We start from the raw sequence: 19,088 nt of genomic DNA on the forward strand, positions 1-19,088 counted from the left end.
ACATAAAATGAAGCATACTATAATAACGGATGTTTTCTTTGATTTAGATCATACACTTTGGGATTTTGATAAAAATTCAGAATTGACATTTGAGACTATTTTTAATAAAAGTCATCCCGCAATTGAGACTAAAGTATTTATTGAAAAATATGTGCCGATAAACCAAGAATGTTGGAAGCTATATCAATATGATAAAATCACGCATGCAGAATTGCGTTATAATAGACTGAAGTATTCTTTCGATGCTCTTGATTATTCAATTTCTGATGAAGAAATTAATACTATAGCAAATGATTATATTCGTTTTTTACCCGAAAATAATCATCTTTTTGATGGAACAATTGAAGTGTTAGACTATTTGAATCAAAAATATAATCTCCATATAATTACTAATGGATTTGCCGAGGTTCAATACAAAAAAATAAATAATTCTAACATTGGGAGTTATTTTCAAACCATTACAAATTCTGAAATGGCCGGAGTAAAAAAACCAAATCCCATTATTTTTGATTATGCTTTAGATTTGGCCAAAGCCAAAAAAGAGAACAGCATCATGATAGGGGATAGCTTAGATGCAGATGTTCAGGGTGCTCTTGACTCCGGATTAGATGCTATTTTTTTTAATGAAAGTAAAATACAGGTTGAACAACATATTAAACAAATTAATCATTTATTAGAACTTAAAAAATATTTATAAAGATGAAAAAACAATTCCTATTCTTGTTACTATTGGTTGTCAGTTATTCCTACTCTCAATCTGTAAACGATTACAAAGCTGTAATAATTCCAGTAAAATACGATTTCCTTAAAAGCGAAAATCAGTATCGATTGACAACAATGACTAAGTTTAATCTAAATAAAGCGGGTTTTGTGTCATTCTATGCCAGTGAAACTATGGCCAGTGAATATAATGACAGATGTAGTTTATTATATATTGATGTGGTAAAAGAAAGTGGTTTTTTGACAACTAAGCTTTTTATAACGCTGAAGGATTGTTATGGCAAAATAATTTTCCAATCCATAACTGGAAAAAGTAAGGAAAAGGAGTATCAAGTCGCTTATACCGAAGCATTGAACGAAGCCTTCCGGTCTCTTTATGAGTTGAAATATAAATACAACGGAAGTGCGACTGCGAAAGTTCAGACTGCGATACAACCGGAAGTTGTTAAACCGATGTCGGCACCTGTTGCTGTAGTTGCGAATGTGGTAAGTGAGTCCGTTGTAGTTAATACTGTAATTGCAGATTCTAATTTGCTTTATGCACAACCTACGGCTACTGGTTTTCAATTAATCGATAGCACGCCAAAAGTTATTATGAAGTTATTAAAAACCTCTCAGCCGAATTCCTTTATCGCAATTAAAGACACGGTTCAAGGGTCATTAATTCTAAAAGACAATCAGTGGTATTTTGAATATTATCAAAACGATAAATTAATTTCTGAAAAAGTAGCCGTTAAATTTTAGCCTTCAGAAATCTGCTATCGAAAATAGTCCCATAAAAAAAAGTCTTGATTTTTCAAGACTTTTTTTTATGGGATTTAATACCCGTATTTATCTTTCCAACGGTTTTTTAGAAATTCCCTAATGCTATTTTCTCTGGAGTTGTTTCCTGGAGTATATATTGGTGTCTTGCTTAATGCTTCAGGTAAAAATTCTTGTTCAGCAAAATTATTGGTATAATCGTGTGAATATTTGTATTCTTCACCATAGCCTAATTCTTTCATTAATTTTGTTGGTGCATTGCGTAAGTGAATAGGAACCGGTAAATCCCCCGTTTGTTTCACAAGTTGTTGAGCCGTTCCAATTGCTAAATAAGAAGCGTTACTCTTTGGAGAAGTTGCGAGGTAAACGGCGCACTGGCTCAAAATAATTCTACTTTCAGGATATCCAATTGTAGCAACAGCCTGAAAAGTATTATTAGCCATGATAAAAGCAGTTGGATTAGCATTTCCTATATCTTCACTACTTAGAATAAGCATGCGTCGAGCAATAAACTTTACATCTTCACCGCCTTCAATCATTCGGGCTAGCCAATATACAGCACCATTAGGATCACTTCCCCGAATTGATTTTATAAAAGCAGAAACTATGTCATAATGTTGTTCGCCAGTTTTGTCATACAAAACGGTATTTTGCTGCACCAAAGCGAAAACACGATCATTAGTGATTAAAATTTCGTCTTCATTAGACGCATTTACAACAAGTTCAAAAATATTTAATAGTTTGCGTCCGTCACCGCCGGAAAGTCTTAGTAGGGCTTCTGTTTCGCTTAAAATAATATTTTTTGTAGACAAATAAGTGTCCGTCTTCATAGCGCGTTCCAGCAGAGATTCCAAATCTTGTTTGGTAAAAGCATTCAAAATATAAACCTGACAACGGGATAGTAATGCAGGAATAACTTCAAAACTGGGATTTTCTGTAGTGGCGCCAATAAGTGTAATCCAACCTTTTTCTACTGCTGCCAGCAGGGAATCTTGTTGTGATTTGCTGAAACGATGAATCTCATCGATGAATAAAATAGGATTTTTAGCAGTAAATAAACCACCGCTTTGCTTCGCTTTTTCAATCACGTCACGAATATCTTTGACACCCGAATTGATGGCACTCAAAATATAAAATGGTCGTTTTGATTCTTGTGCAATAATTTGTGCCAAAGTTGTTTTTCCTGTTCCGGGTGGTCCCCAAAAAATTAATGACGGAATAATTCCTTTTGCAATTTGTTGCGTCAATGAGCCATTTGGCCCTACGAGATGGGATTGACTGATGTAGTCTTCTAATTTTTGTGGTCGTATGCGTTCTGCAAGTGGTGCTTCCATTTATTTTTTAAATCTGAAATCTGAATTCGTTAATCATAAATCAAAAATATAACTCTGGTAAAATTACTATTTTTATTTGGAGCTATTTCCAGCAGTACACTATATCTTTTATATCTCGTTGAAAAAACGAGATATAAAAGGATACCGTTTCCATCTGGGCTAAGCATTCGTTAAAAAAAAACATTTTTAGTTTAAATATGACAAAATAGCATTAAATTGCTTTTGGAGAAGTTTTTGAATTAAGACTAGAACATAAAACTTCACGCTATTCATGGAAAAGCATTTTAAATTTACCAATTCAGTTATTGGACTGCCTCTTTTTTTTGTGGTAATCCTGTGGTTTGTTTTTTGGCTCGAAATCCGATTTGATTTTGACTTTGTGAAAAATGGTATTTATCCAAGAACTTTTTCAGGTTTACAAGGTGTTTTTCTAAGCCCATTTATTCATGCTGATATGGAGCATCTTTATAATAATTCGATTCCTTTGCTAATTTTATTGGCAGCTCTGCAATTTTTTTATGCGGACCAATCGATAAAAGTTATTGGATACGGAATTTTAATATCGGGATTTATTACTTGGGTTATTGGTAGAGATAATTATCACATAGGGGCAAGCGGATTAATTTATGTCCTCTTTAGTTTTGTTTTTTTTAAAGGCATACAAACTAAATACAATCGATTAGTAGCATTGTCACTTGCCGTAATAGTTGTGTATGGTGGATTGGTTTGGTATGTTTTTCCTAGCTCTGAAATAACGGGAAATAAATCTATTTCTTGGGAGGGTCATTTGGGAGGATTACTTACGGGATTCTTTCTTTCGTTAGTTTATAAAACTCCGGAGTATAAAAAGGTCATTAAGTATGATTGGGAGCACCCAGATTTTGATGCTTCAGAAGATAAATTTATGCAACGTTTCGATGCCAATGGAAATTTTGTAAATATTCCAAAAATTGAAGAAAACGAAGAGCGACAGGAATTTTCAACGTATTATACTTCCAATTTTCCTGTAGGTTATGAAATTGTAGTAAATAAAAAAAATGAATCAAAACCGGAGTCTTGATTCATCTTTCAGTGAGGAGTTTATAGCGTGTAAGATTCTAAAAATCTAAGAAGTCCAACAATCTAAGATCGCTGTCTTACCGCTTCATATAAAAAAGCACCACAAGCCACTGATACATTCAATGAACCAATAGTTCCAAACATAGGAAGTTTAGCCTTCTCATCAACAATTTTAAGAACTGATGGGTTTACACCTCGATCTTCTGACCCCATAATGATTGCAACGGGTTCGTTTAGATTAATATCATAAATATTTTGATCTGTTTTCTCGGTAGCTGCTACGGTTTTTATACCGCTTGCCTGCAAAAGAAAAATAGCGTCCTTAATGTGTTCTACTTTACAAATTGGAATGTTGAAAACTGCTCCGGCTGAAGTTTTTACAGTATCGCCATTAACAGGAGCTGAGCCTGCTTTTTGAACGATTATACCATTAACGCCAGTACATTCTGCAGTTCTGATTATAGCACCAAAATTACGGGCATCTGATATTTGGTCTAAAATCAAAAACAACGGTTTTTTTCCATTTTCGATTACCGATTCTATCAAAGACTCTAAGTCAAAAAAGGAAATAGGCGAGATAGTCGCCACAGCACCTTGATGATTATTAGGAGTCAATCTATTTAGTTTTTCAACAGGAACATAAGAAAAATTAATATTACCACGCTTCATCACTTTCATCAAGTCTTTCATCAGTTCGCTGCTCGCTTCCTTTTGAATATAGACTTTGTCTACTGTTGCGCCTGCTTGTATAGCTTCAATTATTGCTCTAATCCCGAATATTTGATGTTCTTTTTCCATGGCGCAAAGATATAAAAAAAACCACCCCAATATTGAGGTGGTTTTAAATATTAAATATTTGAATAAAAAAAACCACCCCTAATGAAGGGATGGTTTTTGAGAAAGATACAACTTGTAAATTATTGCAGCCAGAATGGTGATTTAGTAGTAACATTAAACAAATCACTGTCTGTCAATTGAGGGACGTTCCCTGAATTAGCAACAAACTCTGAAATAGGATACATTAAACGTTTTGGTTTATTTGGTTGCTCTACACTACTTGCCAGTGGTGTCCAAGGATATCCCGTTCTAATATAATCAATATAATTTTCCAAACCGTGAATTTGCGTAAGAGCTAACCATTTTTGGAACATAATAGCTTCTAATTTAGTATCGAAAGTGGCACTTGCAGGCCATCCTACACCTGGCTTAGTTGAAATGTAAGTCAAATAGGTTGCCGGATTTAACGCTGGCGATGTAGGCACTGCATTGCTATAAAACGCAAATGAAGAAGTAATACCAGCTTCAAAGTTACCTTGCGCAGCAGAAAATAATGCTGGCCAACGTAATGCGGCTTCCGCTTGCAAGAACAAGCTTTCAGATTGTAACATTACAATCCCTGGCTTAGCAGAAGCTGCTGCCGATCTTGCAGCGTTTGCTGCGGAGGCTAATGAGTTAGACGTTGAAATACTATTCGTAACACCAGCCCCAATTTTAGAAACTCGAGAGGTTCCAGGACCTGGAGTGTCCCCTTGAGAATTCCCTTGTACAACCCCAAAAACGTTACTTGGCCCTCCTGAAACTGGTGTAACCAACATAAACATACGACCTCTTCTGCTGTCAATTCCTCCAGCATATCTGGAATAATTAGGGTTTGTTTCAGCAGTAGGAACTCCGCCAATTACGGCAACACCACCATTTAAAATTCTGGCAATGTGACCCGATGCAACAATAAGTGTACGTCCGGTAGCAGCGGCACTAGTATTAAAAACAAAGTTTCCGTAGAATGGATTTTGTTTGTCATCTGTAGAGCCATCATAACCAGGGTTAATGGTAACATCAGTAGTTACAAATGGTCCGGCAGCGATAGAGGCTAATTTAGCATCTCTATACGTCTGAACGGCTGCTGATGTCGTATTTGACATCCTCATCAACATTCTCAACTCAACAGTATTTGCGAATCTAACCCATTTGTCTTTATCGCCATGAAAAATAACATCTGCGCCAGCCGCATCAATTGCATTAACATTTGGATTAGCAATGGTAGCTCTTCCTTCTTCCAGACCAGTAATCAAATCCTTATAGATTTGAAAATCATCATCATATACAGGGGATAAATTAGCCTGACCTAAGAATGCCTGACTAAAAGGTGCTTTTCCATATAAATCAACAATATATTGTAAATAATGCGCTTTCATAATTTTAGAAATCGCTACAAAATTATCTTGTTGATGATCCACATTTTGATATTTAATAATAACATCAAAATTGCCAACACTACGATATAAACCATCCCAAATAGCATTGTAAAAAGTATTATCAACTGTCAGCTTATACTGTTTAGAATACGGTGAAGCATACGAGTTAACATTCCCTGCCCAAGTGTTCATGAGAATGTTACCCATTTCATTCATATTTATCGCCTGTGTTCTAAACGTATTGGTCATCGCCCCTGGCAACATCAAACGGGGTGGAACGTTTTCAAAATGAACGTTATTTGGATTGTCATTAATATCCAAATAATCGCTACATGAAAATAGCGCTAAAGCTATAATCGGAATAAAAAATTTTATTTTTTTCATATCTATTTAATTAAAATGATAAATTAAGACTGCAACCAACAGTTCTTGTTGTAGGATATTGACCCACATTGGCAATACCAGTACCGTTACCTGAGGTATTAGACGCTTCAGGATCTGTGTATCCTTTATTTTCTTTGGCTAAAACAACGAAAGGATTTCTAGCATTAATTCCAAAACGCAAGGATGTTAAACCTGCTTTCTCAATAAATTTAACAGGAAGACTATAGCTTAAAGCTAGCTCTCTAACTTTGAAAGCACTTGCATCAATAACTAAATTTTCACCAGTAGTTACATAATTTCCGCCATAAAAATCAATAAGACCAGGATAATTACCAATCATCATACCTTCTACATTTGGGCTACCATTATTGGCATTATTATACCCTACAACATTTGTATTGGGTACATAAACACCTGAACCTGGAGCCGATTCAACAACTGAATTTGGATATACATAACCTACTTCACGGTCAATATCGCCTGACTCTTCTAAGTGTCCTGCAAAGGCTAACGCACGGATACTTTCCGCATAAACTTGATGGCCAGTTCTATAATCAATCACAGCGGTTAATTTTAGACCTTTGTATTCAAACGAATTTGAAAAACCTAAAATATAATCCGGTGTAGATTTACCTAATTTTTTGAAATTTGTATCTCTTATTGGATTTCCGGTAGTAGCATCAACAATAACATGACCTTCTGTATCTCTAACATAAGATGTCCCTTTGATCAATGGAAATTCTTCGCCTACTTCGGCAAAAATTCCGATAGAAGCGGTTTGTTGTAAGTTAACTTGGGTAGCTCCAGCAGATAGAGATTCAATTACAGATTTATTTGTTGTGTAACTTGCTCTACCTGTCCATGTAAAGTCTTTAGTTTTAATAGGAGTAAAACCTAAATCAATTTCAAAACCTGTTGTTTTCATGTCCCCTGCATTATATTGAAACGCAGCAAGACCACTTGTTGAAGATGTTGTAGCAAAAGTAATCAAATCTTTGGTTTTAGATTGATATGCAGAAGCATCAAGTGTTATACGGTCATTGAAGAAAGCAAGATTTATAGATGCTTCAGCTGTTGTAACAAATTCTGGACGAATGTTTTGATCTGTAGGTCTTGTATTAGTAATATAAGAACTCAAGCTGCCAAATGGATATCCAATTGGGAAAACACCAATATCATCTGTAGCATATGCCGCTACAGCAGATGTACTCGCCACTTGCGTAATGTTTGCCGACACTTTAGCATAACTAAGTACGTCTCCTTTTATTCCTTCAAAAGCTTTTGTAGGTATAAATGAAACTCCCACTGATGGATAAAAATAAGAGTTTTTAACTACAGAACTTTTTTCAATTCTTGCTGTTGCGTTTAAGAACAAATAATTTTTATATCCAAAATCCACATTTGCAAATCCGGCAATTTTTCTAGAACCAACATAACGATTGTCTAATTTGTAGGCAGGATCAGGATTTAATACGTTATTTATATGATACCATCCTGGAATATCCAGATTTTTACCTCCTTGGGATGTAATTCTAAAGGCATTATCTTGGATGTTATTACCAACATTTAATTTAAAACTTACGTCATCAGATAACATATAGTCGAAGTTTATCATTAAATCGCCATAGAAATTTCTAGATTTTGTTTGATTGGCATAGTACTCAGAACCTATTGAGCTACCACCAAGTCCAAGATAAGAATCATCAATTACTGGATAGTCAAAATCGCTGAATTCATTTATATGAGATTGTGCTTCAGTACCACGAACTTGAATGTTCCCAACATAATTCACATTGATGTTTTTATTAATCTCGTAATTAAGTGTCGCGATACCATTAAAGAAATCGGATCTGTTATCTTGACGATTGTTTTTAATAACCCAAGAAGGATTGTCTACATAAACACTCCATGAGTGTTCTATAGCCTCATTATTAAACAAACTAATAGGAATGTTCGGTGCCGTTTGCAATAAATCATAATACAATTCTGGGGAAGTTTGAGAGGTACTTTGTGAAATATAGTTCACATTTCCGTCCAAACTAAACTTACCGATTTTCTTACCTCCTTTAAAAATAAAACTATTTCTTTTTAGTTGATCTCCTTCAACTACAAAATCAGTATGTTGTCTGTTTATAGATAATAAAGCATACGAATCCTCTCCACCGGAAGTCATCGTAATACCATTTTGATAAACCGTACCTGTTTTAAAAAAGTCTTTAATATTATCTTTAACAGGAGCCCATGGCAACATTAAAAATTCACCATCTGCTTGAGGTAAACCAGTTGCTCGCAAAGTGCCTGCATATGCAGGATCACTAAATGCAGGTCCCCAAGCGCCGTTCTCCCATGGAGTATGACCTTTAAGATCATCGAATGTTGGGTCATAAGCCCAGCCTTGACCATATTTCATTTGTCTCTTTGGCAAAAAAGAAACAGATTCGAAATCAACTGCTGAATTCACAGAAACAGCAAGTTTTTCATTTTTAGAACCTTTTTTTGTAGTAACAATAATTACACCATTAACACCCTGTTCGCCATACAAAGCACCACCTTGCATACCTTTAACAATATTAACAGTTTCAATTATTTCTGGGGGCAATTGTTGTAAGATAGTAGCAGAAGAAACAACATTATCGATAACTACCAAAGCTTGGTTATTACCTGTAATTGAGCGATTACCTCTTAATACGATTCTTGTAGTAGGATTAGCACCGTTACTGGTTGTGTTAATTTGCAAACCAGAAACCTTACCAGTTAATGATTGAACAATATTAGGACTTGCAGCTTGGGTTAACTCTTTAGCTTTAACTACTTGATTGGAAGCTGTAATCTCATCTTGTCTTTTCTTGATACCCAATGCGGTTACTACAACCCCTTCCAATTCAACTGAATCATCTTTCAGTTTTACATTAAGGTTTGTTGATGTTGCAGCCATCTCTTGGGTTTTCATCCCAATGTAGCTAAAAATCAAGACTTGGCTTGACGTTGCTTTGATGGAATATTTTCCGTCAAAATCAGTTTGTGTTCCTGATCTAGTTCCTTTTACTAATACACTCACGCCTGGTAAAGGCAATCCTGCATTATCAGAAACAACACCTGAAACAGCTCTTTCTTGCGCAAAGGTTAGTTGCGCCATAAGTACTACTAGTAATACTAAGATCCCATTGAACTTTAGTTTCATTTTTAAAAATTTTGAATTAGTGTGACAAAACTCTTAATAATTTGTTAACTTTCCTAATAAATGAAACGCTAATTTTCATTGTGATTAAAATTTAACATTATAACAAATGTGAATAATAGTGTTATAAATTTCTATTTGTTGGTTTTGGGTGCTGCCATTTGCTATAGCAAGTCTTAGTAAGCCGTTTTTTGTTTGTAGTCCAAGTCCCAGTCCGAGGCCTAGAAGTTTTTTAGTGTTGTCTGTTTGTTCTATGCCAGATTTGTTCTTGTAGATACAGTAATCTAAAATGGAGTGGATGTAGAGATTAGGGGAGAGTATGTGTCTATATTCTGTAAGAATTGAGGTCATAAAATAAGCTTGTAAGCTATTTTCTGTAAAGCCTCTTATGCTGTTGAATCCTCCAAAACGAAAAAGTTCATTTATGATGTACTTGTTGCTTTGTAAATAATAATTCTGACTATTTATATTGATTATATTCTTTTTATTCAGGTTAAAGTTATGAGTGGCTTGAATATTTAAAAAAAACTGATTGCTTTTCGTGGTATTTTCTGATTGATTGTTAATTTCTCGTTTTCCGGTTCCGGCAGCTATTGAAAAAATTGATTTTATTGGAAATGTAAAATTAGCTAAGTCTAGTTTTGTATAATTAAAACTGGACGTTAAAAAGGAATTGCTAAAATCGCTTATCGAAGTGTCGGATGAATTTTGAATATCGCTTGATTCTGTAGTTTGGTATCCTAAATAAAACCGTGTGTTGTAATTTGTAAAGTAGCTTAAGTCAATTGCTGTTTTTGTGTTCTGGAAAGTGCTGTCTTGTCTGAATAATTGAATTTGTGCTTTTAATCCTATTGGGGTTTTGAGTAAATAAGGTAGTTCAATGCTGGAGTTAAATGTTTTTTGATCTTTTCCGTCGCTTTTCCAGTAAACAGATAATTGTTCTCCTGAGCCTAAAATGTTTTCTAGCCTCACGTCTAAGTAGCCATTTAGGGTTGTTTTTTTATTTTCATTGTTTGAAAATCCAATAAAGCCGTCAAAAGTATTAGATTTTTTTTTCTCAAGATATACGTAAACTTTCGTCGTGTCTTTTGTAAGTAAAATTTCGGGATATTTCACTTGGCTAATAAATTCAAATTTTTCAAAATCATTATAAATTTCACCTACTATTTTTTGATTAAAAATGCTGTTTTTATATTTTCTGTTGATTTGTGCTAAATGTCCACTGGGAAATTTGTTTGACCGGTTGTTTTCTGCGTAATTTATTGTGATGGAGTTTAGTGTTCTTTTTTCGTCTGATTCCAGTTTTAAATCAGCGTAAATTTCAGTATCGACTCTTTTAAGGTTTATCAGTTTTAATTTTGCTAATGCAAATCCGTTTTGTTCTAATTTTTGAACGGTTTGTTTTAGAAAAGAATCAATTTCTATATAAGGTAATGCTAAAGTGTCCTTTTTTATGTCTGGGTCTGCTGGGTCGTTAAATAGATTATTTGTACCTATATATATATGTATTGATTTTATTTTTTTTCCTAATATAAAATTCGCGACATAACTGGAATCTTTTTTTTTAGTAAACTCAAGTGTGGTATTATCTATATAGCCTATTTCGGATAGTTTTTTCGAAAGTTTGTTTATCTCTTCGCTTATTGATTTTGTGTTTTTGTGTTCTGTGTTGTATTTTAGAGAATCTATAGTTTTTGTTTCTAATGAATTGCTTCCGGTTATCAATAATCGAAAATTTTGCGCAGAACAATTAAGGCAAAAATTCAGAAGAAATAGTAAAATAAAAGTGGATTTCAAATGAGTGTGTGTTTTTAATAAAAGTAACGCAAATATCTATTGTTTGTGATAAAAATCAAATGATAAAATAATCTTATTGAAAATTAATAGATTAACGTTTGTAGAGTAAAAAATATTTTCTACATTTGCAACCCCGTAAAAAGCGGGAATTTAATATAATAAGAAATTTTTAGTATTAATTATGCCAACAATTCAACAATTAGTAAGAACAGGAAGAACTCAGATAACTAAGAAGAGTAAATCGGTTGCTTTAGATTCTTGTCCTCAAAGAAGAGGGGTTTGTACGCGTGTTTACACTACAACACCAAAAAAACCAAACTCTGCAATGCGTAAAGTAGCGCGTGTACGTTTGACAAATGGTAATGAAGTGAATGCTTACATCCCTGGTGAAGGACACAATTTACAAGAGCACTCGATAGTATTAGTTAGGGGTGGAAGGGTAAAAGATTTACCAGGAGTTAGATATCACATCGTTCGTGGTGCGCTTGATACGTCAGGAGTAGCAGGAAGAACGCAAAGAAGATCTAAGTACGGAGCGAAACGCCCAAAAGAAGCAAAAAAGTAATTTAAAACGTTAAGAGTTAGAGGTTAGGAGTTAGGAGTTAGGGGTTGGATACGTAAGTTGAAAGCGCATAACGCATAACATTTAACGGATAACCTATAACTTTTTATTAAAAAAAAGACATGAGAAAAAGAGCGGCAAAGAAAAGACCACTTTTACCAGATCCAAGGTTTAATGACCAACTGGTAACACGTTTTGTGAACAACTTAATGTGGGATGGAAAAAAATCGACAGCGTTTAAAGTATTTTATGATGCAATTGACATCATTGAGTCTAAAAAACAAGATGCAGAGAAACCATCATTAGAAATTTGGAAAGATGCGTTAACCAATGTTATGCCTCACGTAGAAGTACGTAGTCGTAGAGTAGGTGGAGCTACATTTCAGATTCCGATGCAAATTCGTCCAGATAGAAAGATTTCTATGGCGATGAAGTGGTTAATTCTTTATTCTAGAAGAAGAAATGAGAAGTCTATGGCTCAAAGGTTGGCTTCAGAATGTTTAGCTGCGGCTAAAGAAGAAGGAGCTGCTGTTAAGAAAAGAATGGATACTCACAAAATGGCAGAAGCTAACAAAGCATTCTCTCACTTTAGATTTTAATTCTTAAGAAATGGCTAGAGATCTTAAATATACAAGAAATATAGGAATTGCTGCTCACATTGATGCTGGTAAAACAACAACAACGGAGCGTATATTGTTCTATACAGGAAAATCACACAAAATTGGTGAAGTACACGATGGTGCTGCAACAATGGACTGGATGGCACAAGAGCAAGAAAGAGGTATTACAATTACTTCTGCGGCTACAACTTGTGAATGGAATTTTCCTACTACACAAGGTAAAGTTTTACCTGAAACATTGCCTTATCACTTCAATATTATCGATACCCCGGGACACGTTGACTTTACAGTTGAAGTAAACCGTTCTTTGCGTGTACTTGATGGTTTGGTTTTCTTATTTAGTGCTGTTGATGGTGTTGAGCCGCAATCAGAAACTAACTGGAGATTGGCAGATCAATACAGAGTTCCACGTATTGGATTCGTTAATAAAATGGACAGACAAGGATCTAACTTTTTGATGGTTTGTCAACAAGTAAGAGATATGTTAAAATCAAATGCTGTTGCAATCACTTTGCCAATTGGTGAAGAAAATGATTTCAAAGGTGTTGTGGATTTAGTTAAAAATCAAGCTATAGTATGGCATGAAGAAGGTTTAGGGGCAACTTATGATATTGTGCCTATTCCGGAAGATATGCTTGAAGAAGTGAAAGAATATAGATCGATTCTTATTGAAGCAGTAGCTGATTATGATGAGACTTTGCTTGAAAAATTCATGGAAGATGAAAGCTCTATTACAGAGGAAGAAATCAACATTGCATTAAGAGCAGCTGTAATGGATATGGCTATCATTCCTATGATCGCTGGTTCTTCTTTCAAAAACAAAGGAGTTCAATTCATGTTGGATGCAGTATGTAAATATTTGCCATCTCCAATGGATAAAGAAGGTATTCAAGGAATTCATCCTGATGATGCTGATTTATTAGAAGAAGATCAAACTAAAATTTTGCGTAAGCCAGATGTTAAAGAGCCATTCGCTGCTTTAGCTTTTAAAATTGCTACTGACCCATTCGTAGGTCGTTTAGCTTTCTTCCGTGCTTACTCAGGACGTTTAGATGCGGGTTCTTATGTTTTGAACACACGTTCAGGAAACAAAGAAAGAATTTCTCGTATCTATCAAATGCATGCTAACAAGCAAAACCCAATCGAATATATCGAGGCAGGTGATATTGGAGCGGCAGTAGGATTTAAAGATATCAAAACTGGAGATACATTGTGTGATGAAAAACACCCAATTATTCTTGAGTCTATGAAATTTCCAGCGCCGGTAATTGGTATTGCAATTGAGCCTAAAACTAAAGCTGACGTTGATAAAATGGGTATGGCTTTGGCTAAATTAGCTGAAGAAGATCCAACATTTACTGTTAGAACAGATGAGGCTTCGGGTCAAACTATTATCTCAGGTATGGGTGAGCTTCACTTAGATATCTTGGTTGATAGAATGAGACGTGAATTCAAAGTTGAAGTAAACCAAGGAGAGCCTCAAGTTGAATACAAAGAAGCTTTTACTAAGAAAGCACAACATAGAGAAACTTACAAAAAACAATCTGGAGGTCGTGGTAAATTCGGTGATATCGTATTTATACTTGAACCAGCGGATGAAGTTGACGGTAAAGCTCCAGTTGGATTGCAGTTTGTAAATGCAGTAAAAGGTGGTAACGTTCCTAAAGAATATATTCCATCAGTTGAAAAAGGTTTTAGAGAAGCTATGAAAACGGGTCCTTTAGCAGGATACCAAGTAGATAGTTTGAAAGTAACTTTATTAGACGGATCTTTCCACCCGGTGGATTCAGATGCACTTTCTTTTGAGCTTGCAGCAAGAATGGGGTATAGAGAGGTAGCTAAAGCAGCTGGTGCTGTAATATTAGAGCCAATCATGAAAATGGAAGTGATTACACCAGAAGAAAACATGGGAGATATCGTAGGTGATATCAACCGTCGTAGAGGTCAGGTGAATGATATGGGTGATAGAGCTGGTGCAAAAACTATCAAGGCTGATGTGCCATTATCTGAAATGTTTGGATACGTTACTACGTTAAGAACGCTTTCATCAGGTAGAGCAACATCTACTATGGAATTTTCACACTACTCTGAAACGCCTTCTAATATTTCGGAAGCAGTTATCAAAAAAGCAAAAGGAAACGCATAATCTTTAAGAAAATGAGTCAAAAAATCAGAATAAAATTAAAATCTTACGATCACATGTTAGTAGACAAGTCTGCTGAGAAGATTGTAAAAACGGTAAAAAGTACCGGTGCAGTTGTTACAGGACCAATTCCATTACCAACACACAAAAAACTTTTTACAGTTCTACGTTCTCCACACGTTAACAAAAAAGCGAGAGAGCAATTTGAAGTAATGTCATACAAGAGATTAATTGACATTTATTCATCTTCATCAAAAACTATTGATGCTTTGATGAAACTTGAATTACCTAGCGGAGTTGAAGTAGAGATCAAAGTTTAAGTAGCTTACTAGTAAGAAAAGGACGCTGTTTTTAAGCGAAAAATATTTTTTTGGTTTGTGTGTAAATAAGTTATACATTTGCACCCACTAAAAAAATAGGATTCGGTTAAAAGCTGCGTTCTATATTTATATTTAATAATTAATAATTAATATTTATGTCTGGGTTAATTGGTAGAAAAATCGGCATGACTAGCATTTTCGACGAGAACGGGAAGAATATTCCTTGTACGGTAATCGAAGCTGGTCCATGTGTTGTTACCCAAGTCAGAACCAAAGGTGTTGACGGGTACGAAGCGTTGCAACTTGGTTTCGATGACAAAAACGAGAAACATTCCACAAAAGCGGCTTTAGGTCACTTTAAAAAAGCGGGAACTGTAGCTAAGAAAAAAGTCGTTGAATTCCAAGATTTCGCAACTGAGCAAAAATTAGGAGATCTTATTGATGTTTCTATTTTTTCTGAAGGAGAATTTGTAGATGTACAAGGTGTGTCTAAAGGTAAAGGTTTTCAAGGGGTTGTAAAACGTCACGGTTTTGGTGGTGTTGGTCAAGCAACTCACGGTCAACACAACCGTTTAAGAGCGCCGGGTTCTGTAGGAGCTTCTTCTTATCCATCTAGAGTATTCAAAGGAATGCGTATGGCTGGACGTATGGGAGGAGACAATGTAAAAGTTCAAAACCTTAGAGTTTTAAAAGTAGTGGCTGAAAAGAACCTACTTGTTATTAAAGGATGTGTTCCTGGTCATAACAACTCTTATGTAATCATTCAGAAGTAATGGAAGCAAAAGTATTAGATTTCAACGGAAAAGATACTGGAAGAAAAGTTCAACTTTCTGATTCAGTATTTGGTATAGAACCAAACAATCACGCAGTATACCTTGATGTTAAGCAATATCTTGCTAATCAAAGACAAGGAACGCACAAAGCTAAAGAAAGAGCTGAAGTAGCGGGAAGTACGCGTAAGATTAAAAAACAAAAAGGAACTGGTACTGCTCGTGCGGGTAGTGCAAAGAATCCATTGTTTAAAGGTGGTGGAACAGTTTTTGGACCAAGACCAAGAAGTTATTCATTCAAATTGAATAAAAGCTTGAAACGTTTGGCTAGAAAATCTGCTTTCTCAATCAAAGCAAAAGAGTCGAACATTATCGTTCTTGAAGACTTTAATTTTGAAACGCCAAACACTAAAAATTTCATCAACGTTTTGAAAGCTTTAGAGTTAGAGAATAAAAAATCCCTGTTTGTGTTGGGTGATGTAAATAAAAATGTATATTTGTCGTCACGCAATTTAAAAGGCTCTAGTGTTGTAAGTAGCTTAGAATTAAGTACTTACGCTATATTAAACGCTAATAATTTAGTGCTTTTAGAGAGTTCTTTGGAGATAATTGAAGAAAATTTAAGTAAATAATAGGATATGAGCATCATAATTAAGCCTATAGTAACGGAAAAAGTAACCAAAGAAAGTGAAGTTTTAAACCGCTTCGGATTCGTTGTTGACAAAAAAGCAAACAAAGTGCAAATTAAGAAAGCTGTTGAAGCTGCTTATGGAGTAACTATTTTGAGTGTTAACACGATGAACGTAAGACCGGATAGAACTACTAAATACACTAAAAGTGGTTTAATCAGTGGAAAGACGAATGCAATTAAAAAAGCAATTGTTCAAGTACAAGAAGGAGAAACAATTGATTTTTACAACAATATCTAAGATAAAATGTCAGTAAGAAAATTAAAACCTATTACCCCAGGTCAGCGATTTAGAGTTGTGAATGGTTATGACGCCATTACAACTGATAAGCCGGAACGCTCTTTGATAGCGCCGATAAAAAACTCTGGTGGTAGAAATAGTCAAGGAAAGATGACCATGCGTTATACGGGTGGTGGTCACAAGCAGAGATATCGTATCATTGATTTTAAACGTACAAAAGAAGGAATTCCTGCGACGGTTAAATCAATTGAATATGATCCAAATCGTACTGCATTTATCGCTTTGTTAGCTTATGCTGATGGAGAGAAAACGTATGTTATTGCTCAAAACGGATTGAAAGTTGGTCAGAAATTAGTTTCTGGTCCAGAATCTCAACCTGAAATTGGTAATACTTTACCTTTAAGTAGAGTTCCGCTTGGAACTGTAATTTCTTGTATCGAATTGAGACCAGGACAGGGAGCTGTAATCGCTCGTTCAGCTGGAACATTTGCTCAATTAATGGCAAGAGATGGAAAATATGCTACAATTAAAATGCCTTCTGGGGAAACAAGATTAATCTTGTTGACTTGTTCGGCTACAATTGGAGCGGTTTCTAATTCAGACCACCAATTAGTTGTATCAGGAAAAGCTGGTAGAACAAGATGGTTAGGAAGAAGACCTAGAACAAGACCTGTTGCAATGAACCCTGTCGATCACCCAATGGGTGGTGGTGAAGGTCGTTCTTCTGGTGGACATCCACGTTCAAGAAATGGAATACCAGCTAAAGGTTATAGAACTCGTTCTAAGAAAAACCCGAGTAACAAGTATATCGTAGAACGTAGAAAGAAATAATAAGATATGGCACGTTCATTAAAAAAAGGACCTTTCGTTCATTATAAGTTAGACAAGAAAGTTCAAGAAAACATCGCAGGTGGAAATAAAGGAGTGGTTAAGACATGGTCTAGAGCTTCTATGATTACTCCAGACTTTGTTGGGCAAACTATCGCAGTTCATAACGGTCGTCAATTTGTACCAGTTTACGTAACAGAAAACATGGTAGGTCACAAATTAGGAGAATTTTCACCAACTAGATCTTTTAGAGGTCATGCTGGAGCAAAAAATAAAGGTAAAAAATAAGAAGCAATGGGAGTTCGTAAAAGAGAAACAGCAGATGCAAGAAAAGAGGCTAATAAGTCTTTGGCCTTCGCAAAGTTAAATAACTGCCCTACTTCACCTAGAAAAATGCGCTTAGTAGCAGATCTAGTAAGAGGTCAGAAGGTAGAAAGAGCACTTAACATCTTAAGATTCAGTTCTAAAGAAGCTTCAAGAAAATTAGAAAAATTGGTTTTATCAGTAATTGCCAACTGGCAAGCTAAAAACCCTGAAGCTAATATGGAAGAAGCTGGTTTATTTGTTAAGGAAATCCGTGTTGATGGTGGAATGATGTTGAAAAGACTTCGTCCAGCACCACAAGGAAGAGCACACAGAATTAGAAAACGTTCTAATCACGTAACAATCGTGCTTGGAGCTATCAATAACACACAAAGCAATTCTTAAGCAGCATGGGACAAAAGACAAATCCAATTGGAAATAGACTTGGTATCATCAGAGGGTGGGACTCAAACTGGTATGGTGGAAATGATTACGGTGATAAACTTGCCGAAGATCACAAAATCAGAAAGTACATCCATGCTCGTTTATCAAAAGCTAGTGTATCAAAAGTAATCATCGAGAGAACTTTGAAACTTGTAACCGTTACTATCACTACTGCCAGACCTGGTATCATTATCGGAAAAGGTGGACAAGAGGTAGACAAGTTGAAAGAAGAACTTAAGAAAATTACTGACAAAGAGGTTCAAATCAACATCTTTGAAATTAAAAGACCTGAACTTGACGCGTATCTAGTTGCTACAAGCATCTGTCGTCAAATCGAAAGCAGAATTTCTTACAGACGTGCAATCAAAATGGCTATTGCTGCTTCTATGCGTATGAACGCTGAAGGTATCAAAGTTTTGATTTCTGGTCGTTTGAATGGTGCTGAGATGGCTCGTTCAGAAGGTTTCAAAGAAGGTAGAATTCCTCTATCAACTTTCAGAGCTGACATTGATTATGCACTTGCAGAGGCTCATACTACTTATGGTAGAATGGGAATCAAAGTGTGGATCATGAAAGGTGAAGTTTATGGAAAGAGAGATCTTTCTCCACTTGCTGGAATGGACAAAAAACAATCTGGTGCTGGTGGTAAAGGTGGTGATTCTCCTAGAGGAGACAGAAAACCTTTTAATAAAGGTGGAAAACCAGACGCTCGTAAACGAAAGTAAATTTTTAAACTAAAG

19 protein-coding genes are annotated in these 19,088 nt (G+C 35.3%); 14 read left to right on the forward strand and 5 right to left on the reverse strand.

Translation table 11 applies throughout. The features are described 5' to 3' along the window. Positions 1 to 7: 7 nt before the first annotated feature. Positions 8 to 697: a YjjG family noncanonical pyrimidine nucleotidase gene (locus E0I26_RS13515; protein ID WP_131916996.1), complete on the forward strand. Its 690-nt coding sequence runs from the start codon at positions 8 to 10 to the stop codon at positions 695 to 697. Between the two features lie 2 nt (positions 698 to 699). Next, on the forward strand, positions 700 to 1,464 hold the full coding sequence (locus E0I26_RS13520) for a hypothetical protein (protein ID WP_131916997.1): 765 nt from the start codon (positions 700 to 702) through the stop codon (positions 1,462 to 1,464). A gap of 74 nt (positions 1,465 to 1,538) precedes the next feature. Here the strand turns inward: E0I26_RS13520 and E0I26_RS13525 are convergent, their stop codons facing one another. Beyond that, the gene (locus E0I26_RS13525; RefSeq protein WP_131916998.1) at positions 1,539 to 2,816 is read right to left on the reverse strand and encodes a replication-associated recombination protein A; all 1,278 of its coding nucleotides are present in this window, start codon (positions 2,814 to 2,816) and stop codon (positions 1,539 to 1,541) included. Between the two features lie 271 nt (positions 2,817 to 3,087). Here E0I26_RS13525 and E0I26_RS13530 point away from each other — a divergent pair, with 271 nt between their 5' ends. Then, on the forward strand, positions 3,088 to 3,876 hold the full coding sequence (locus tag E0I26_RS13530) for a rhomboid family intramembrane serine protease (RefSeq protein ID WP_131916999.1): 789 nt from the start codon (positions 3,088 to 3,090) through the stop codon (positions 3,874 to 3,876). Between the two features lie 62 nt (positions 3,877 to 3,938). On the opposite strand, the gene rlmB is transcribed toward E0I26_RS13530, so the two are convergent. The 4 genes from rlmB to E0I26_RS13550 all read right to left on the reverse strand — a co-directional run bounded on the left by rlmB (position 3,939) and on the right by E0I26_RS13550 (position 11,357). Continuing rightward, positions 3,939 to 4,673 (reverse strand): 23S rRNA (guanosine(2251)-2'-O)-methyltransferase RlmB, encoded by a 735-nt coding sequence (rlmB, locus tag E0I26_RS13535; RefSeq protein WP_073210350.1) that lies wholly within the window; start codon positions 4,671 to 4,673, stop codon positions 3,939 to 3,941. Positions 4,674 to 4,792: 119 nt separating this feature from the next. After that, positions 4,793 to 6,454, reverse strand: a complete 1,662-nt coding sequence (locus E0I26_RS13540) for a SusD/RagB family nutrient-binding outer membrane lipoprotein (protein ID WP_131917000.1) — start codon at positions 6,452 to 6,454, stop codon at positions 4,793 to 4,795. A 10-nt stretch (positions 6,455 to 6,464) separates the two neighbouring features. Beyond that, on the reverse strand, positions 6,465 to 9,635 hold the full coding sequence (locus E0I26_RS13545; RefSeq protein WP_131917001.1) for a SusC/RagA family TonB-linked outer membrane protein: 3,171 nt from the start codon (positions 9,633 to 9,635) through the stop codon (positions 6,465 to 6,467). Positions 9,636 to 9,719: 84 nt separating this feature from the next. Continuing rightward, a complete protein-coding gene (locus E0I26_RS13550) occupies positions 9,720 to 11,357 on the reverse strand; it encodes a BamA/TamA family outer membrane protein (protein ID WP_235831775.1) in 1,638 nt (545 codons plus the stop codon). Between the two features lie 253 nt (positions 11,358 to 11,610). Between E0I26_RS13550 and rpsL the strand changes: the two genes are divergently transcribed. The 11 genes from rpsL to rpsC all read left to right on the forward strand — a co-directional run bounded on the left by rpsL (position 11,611) and on the right by rpsC (position 19,073). After that, positions 11,611 to 11,994, forward strand: coding sequence for a 30S ribosomal protein S12 (gene rpsL, locus E0I26_RS13555; protein ID WP_007136570.1), 384 nt, complete (start codon positions 11,611 to 11,613; stop codon positions 11,992 to 11,994). Positions 11,995 to 12,113: 119 nt separating this feature from the next. After that, positions 12,114 to 12,590 (forward strand): 30S ribosomal protein S7, encoded by a 477-nt coding sequence (rpsG, locus tag E0I26_RS13560; RefSeq protein ID WP_035668130.1) that lies wholly within the window; start codon positions 12,114 to 12,116, stop codon positions 12,588 to 12,590. Positions 12,591 to 12,600: 10 nt separating this feature from the next. Next, the gene (gene fusA / locus E0I26_RS13565) at positions 12,601 to 14,757 is read left to right on the forward strand and encodes an elongation factor G (RefSeq protein ID WP_131917003.1); all 2,157 of its coding nucleotides are present in this window, start codon (positions 12,601 to 12,603) and stop codon (positions 14,755 to 14,757) included. 11 nt (positions 14,758 to 14,768) lie between these two features. Further along, positions 14,769 to 15,074 (forward strand): 30S ribosomal protein S10, encoded by a 306-nt coding sequence (gene rpsJ, locus E0I26_RS13570; RefSeq protein ID WP_011963470.1) that lies wholly within the window; start codon positions 14,769 to 14,771, stop codon positions 15,072 to 15,074. Positions 15,075 to 15,229: 155 nt separating this feature from the next. Then, entirely contained in the window at positions 15,230 to 15,847 is a 618-nt protein-coding gene (gene rplC / locus E0I26_RS13575) for a 50S ribosomal protein L3 (protein WP_035619642.1), read from the forward strand. Further along, positions 15,847 to 16,476 (forward strand): 50S ribosomal protein L4, encoded by a 630-nt coding sequence (gene rplD / locus E0I26_RS13580; RefSeq protein ID WP_091173690.1) that lies wholly within the window; start codon positions 15,847 to 15,849, stop codon positions 16,474 to 16,476. The genes rplC and rplD overlap by 1 nt, the downstream gene beginning before the upstream one ends. 6 nt (positions 16,477 to 16,482) lie before the next feature. Further along, the gene (gene rplW, locus E0I26_RS13585) at positions 16,483 to 16,773 is read left to right on the forward strand and encodes a 50S ribosomal protein L23 (RefSeq protein WP_035668124.1); all 291 of its coding nucleotides are present in this window, start codon (positions 16,483 to 16,485) and stop codon (positions 16,771 to 16,773) included. A 6-nt stretch (positions 16,774 to 16,779) separates the two neighbouring features. Further along, positions 16,780 to 17,604 (forward strand): 50S ribosomal protein L2, encoded by an 825-nt coding sequence (gene rplB / locus E0I26_RS13590; protein ID WP_035668122.1) that lies wholly within the window; start codon positions 16,780 to 16,782, stop codon positions 17,602 to 17,604. Positions 17,605 to 17,610: 6 nt separating this feature from the next. Next, the gene (rpsS, locus tag E0I26_RS13595; protein WP_007136562.1) at positions 17,611 to 17,889 is read left to right on the forward strand and encodes a 30S ribosomal protein S19; all 279 of its coding nucleotides are present in this window, start codon (positions 17,611 to 17,613) and stop codon (positions 17,887 to 17,889) included. Positions 17,890 to 17,895: 6 nt separating this feature from the next. After that, positions 17,896 to 18,309, forward strand: a complete 414-nt coding sequence (gene rplV / locus E0I26_RS13600; protein ID WP_035668120.1) for a 50S ribosomal protein L22 — start codon at positions 17,896 to 17,898, stop codon at positions 18,307 to 18,309. 5 nt (positions 18,310 to 18,314) lie between these two features. Next, complete coding sequence (rpsC, locus tag E0I26_RS13605) at positions 18,315 to 19,073, forward strand: 30S ribosomal protein S3 (protein WP_035668118.1); 759 nt, start codon at positions 18,315 to 18,317, stop codon at positions 19,071 to 19,073. Positions 19,074 to 19,088: the final 15 nt, after the last annotated feature.

Origin of the sequence: Flavobacterium rhamnosiphilum, assembly GCF_004349195.1 — a bacterium.
Lineage (GTDB): Bacteria > Bacteroidota > Bacteroidia > Flavobacteriales > Flavobacteriaceae > Flavobacterium > Flavobacterium rhamnosiphilum.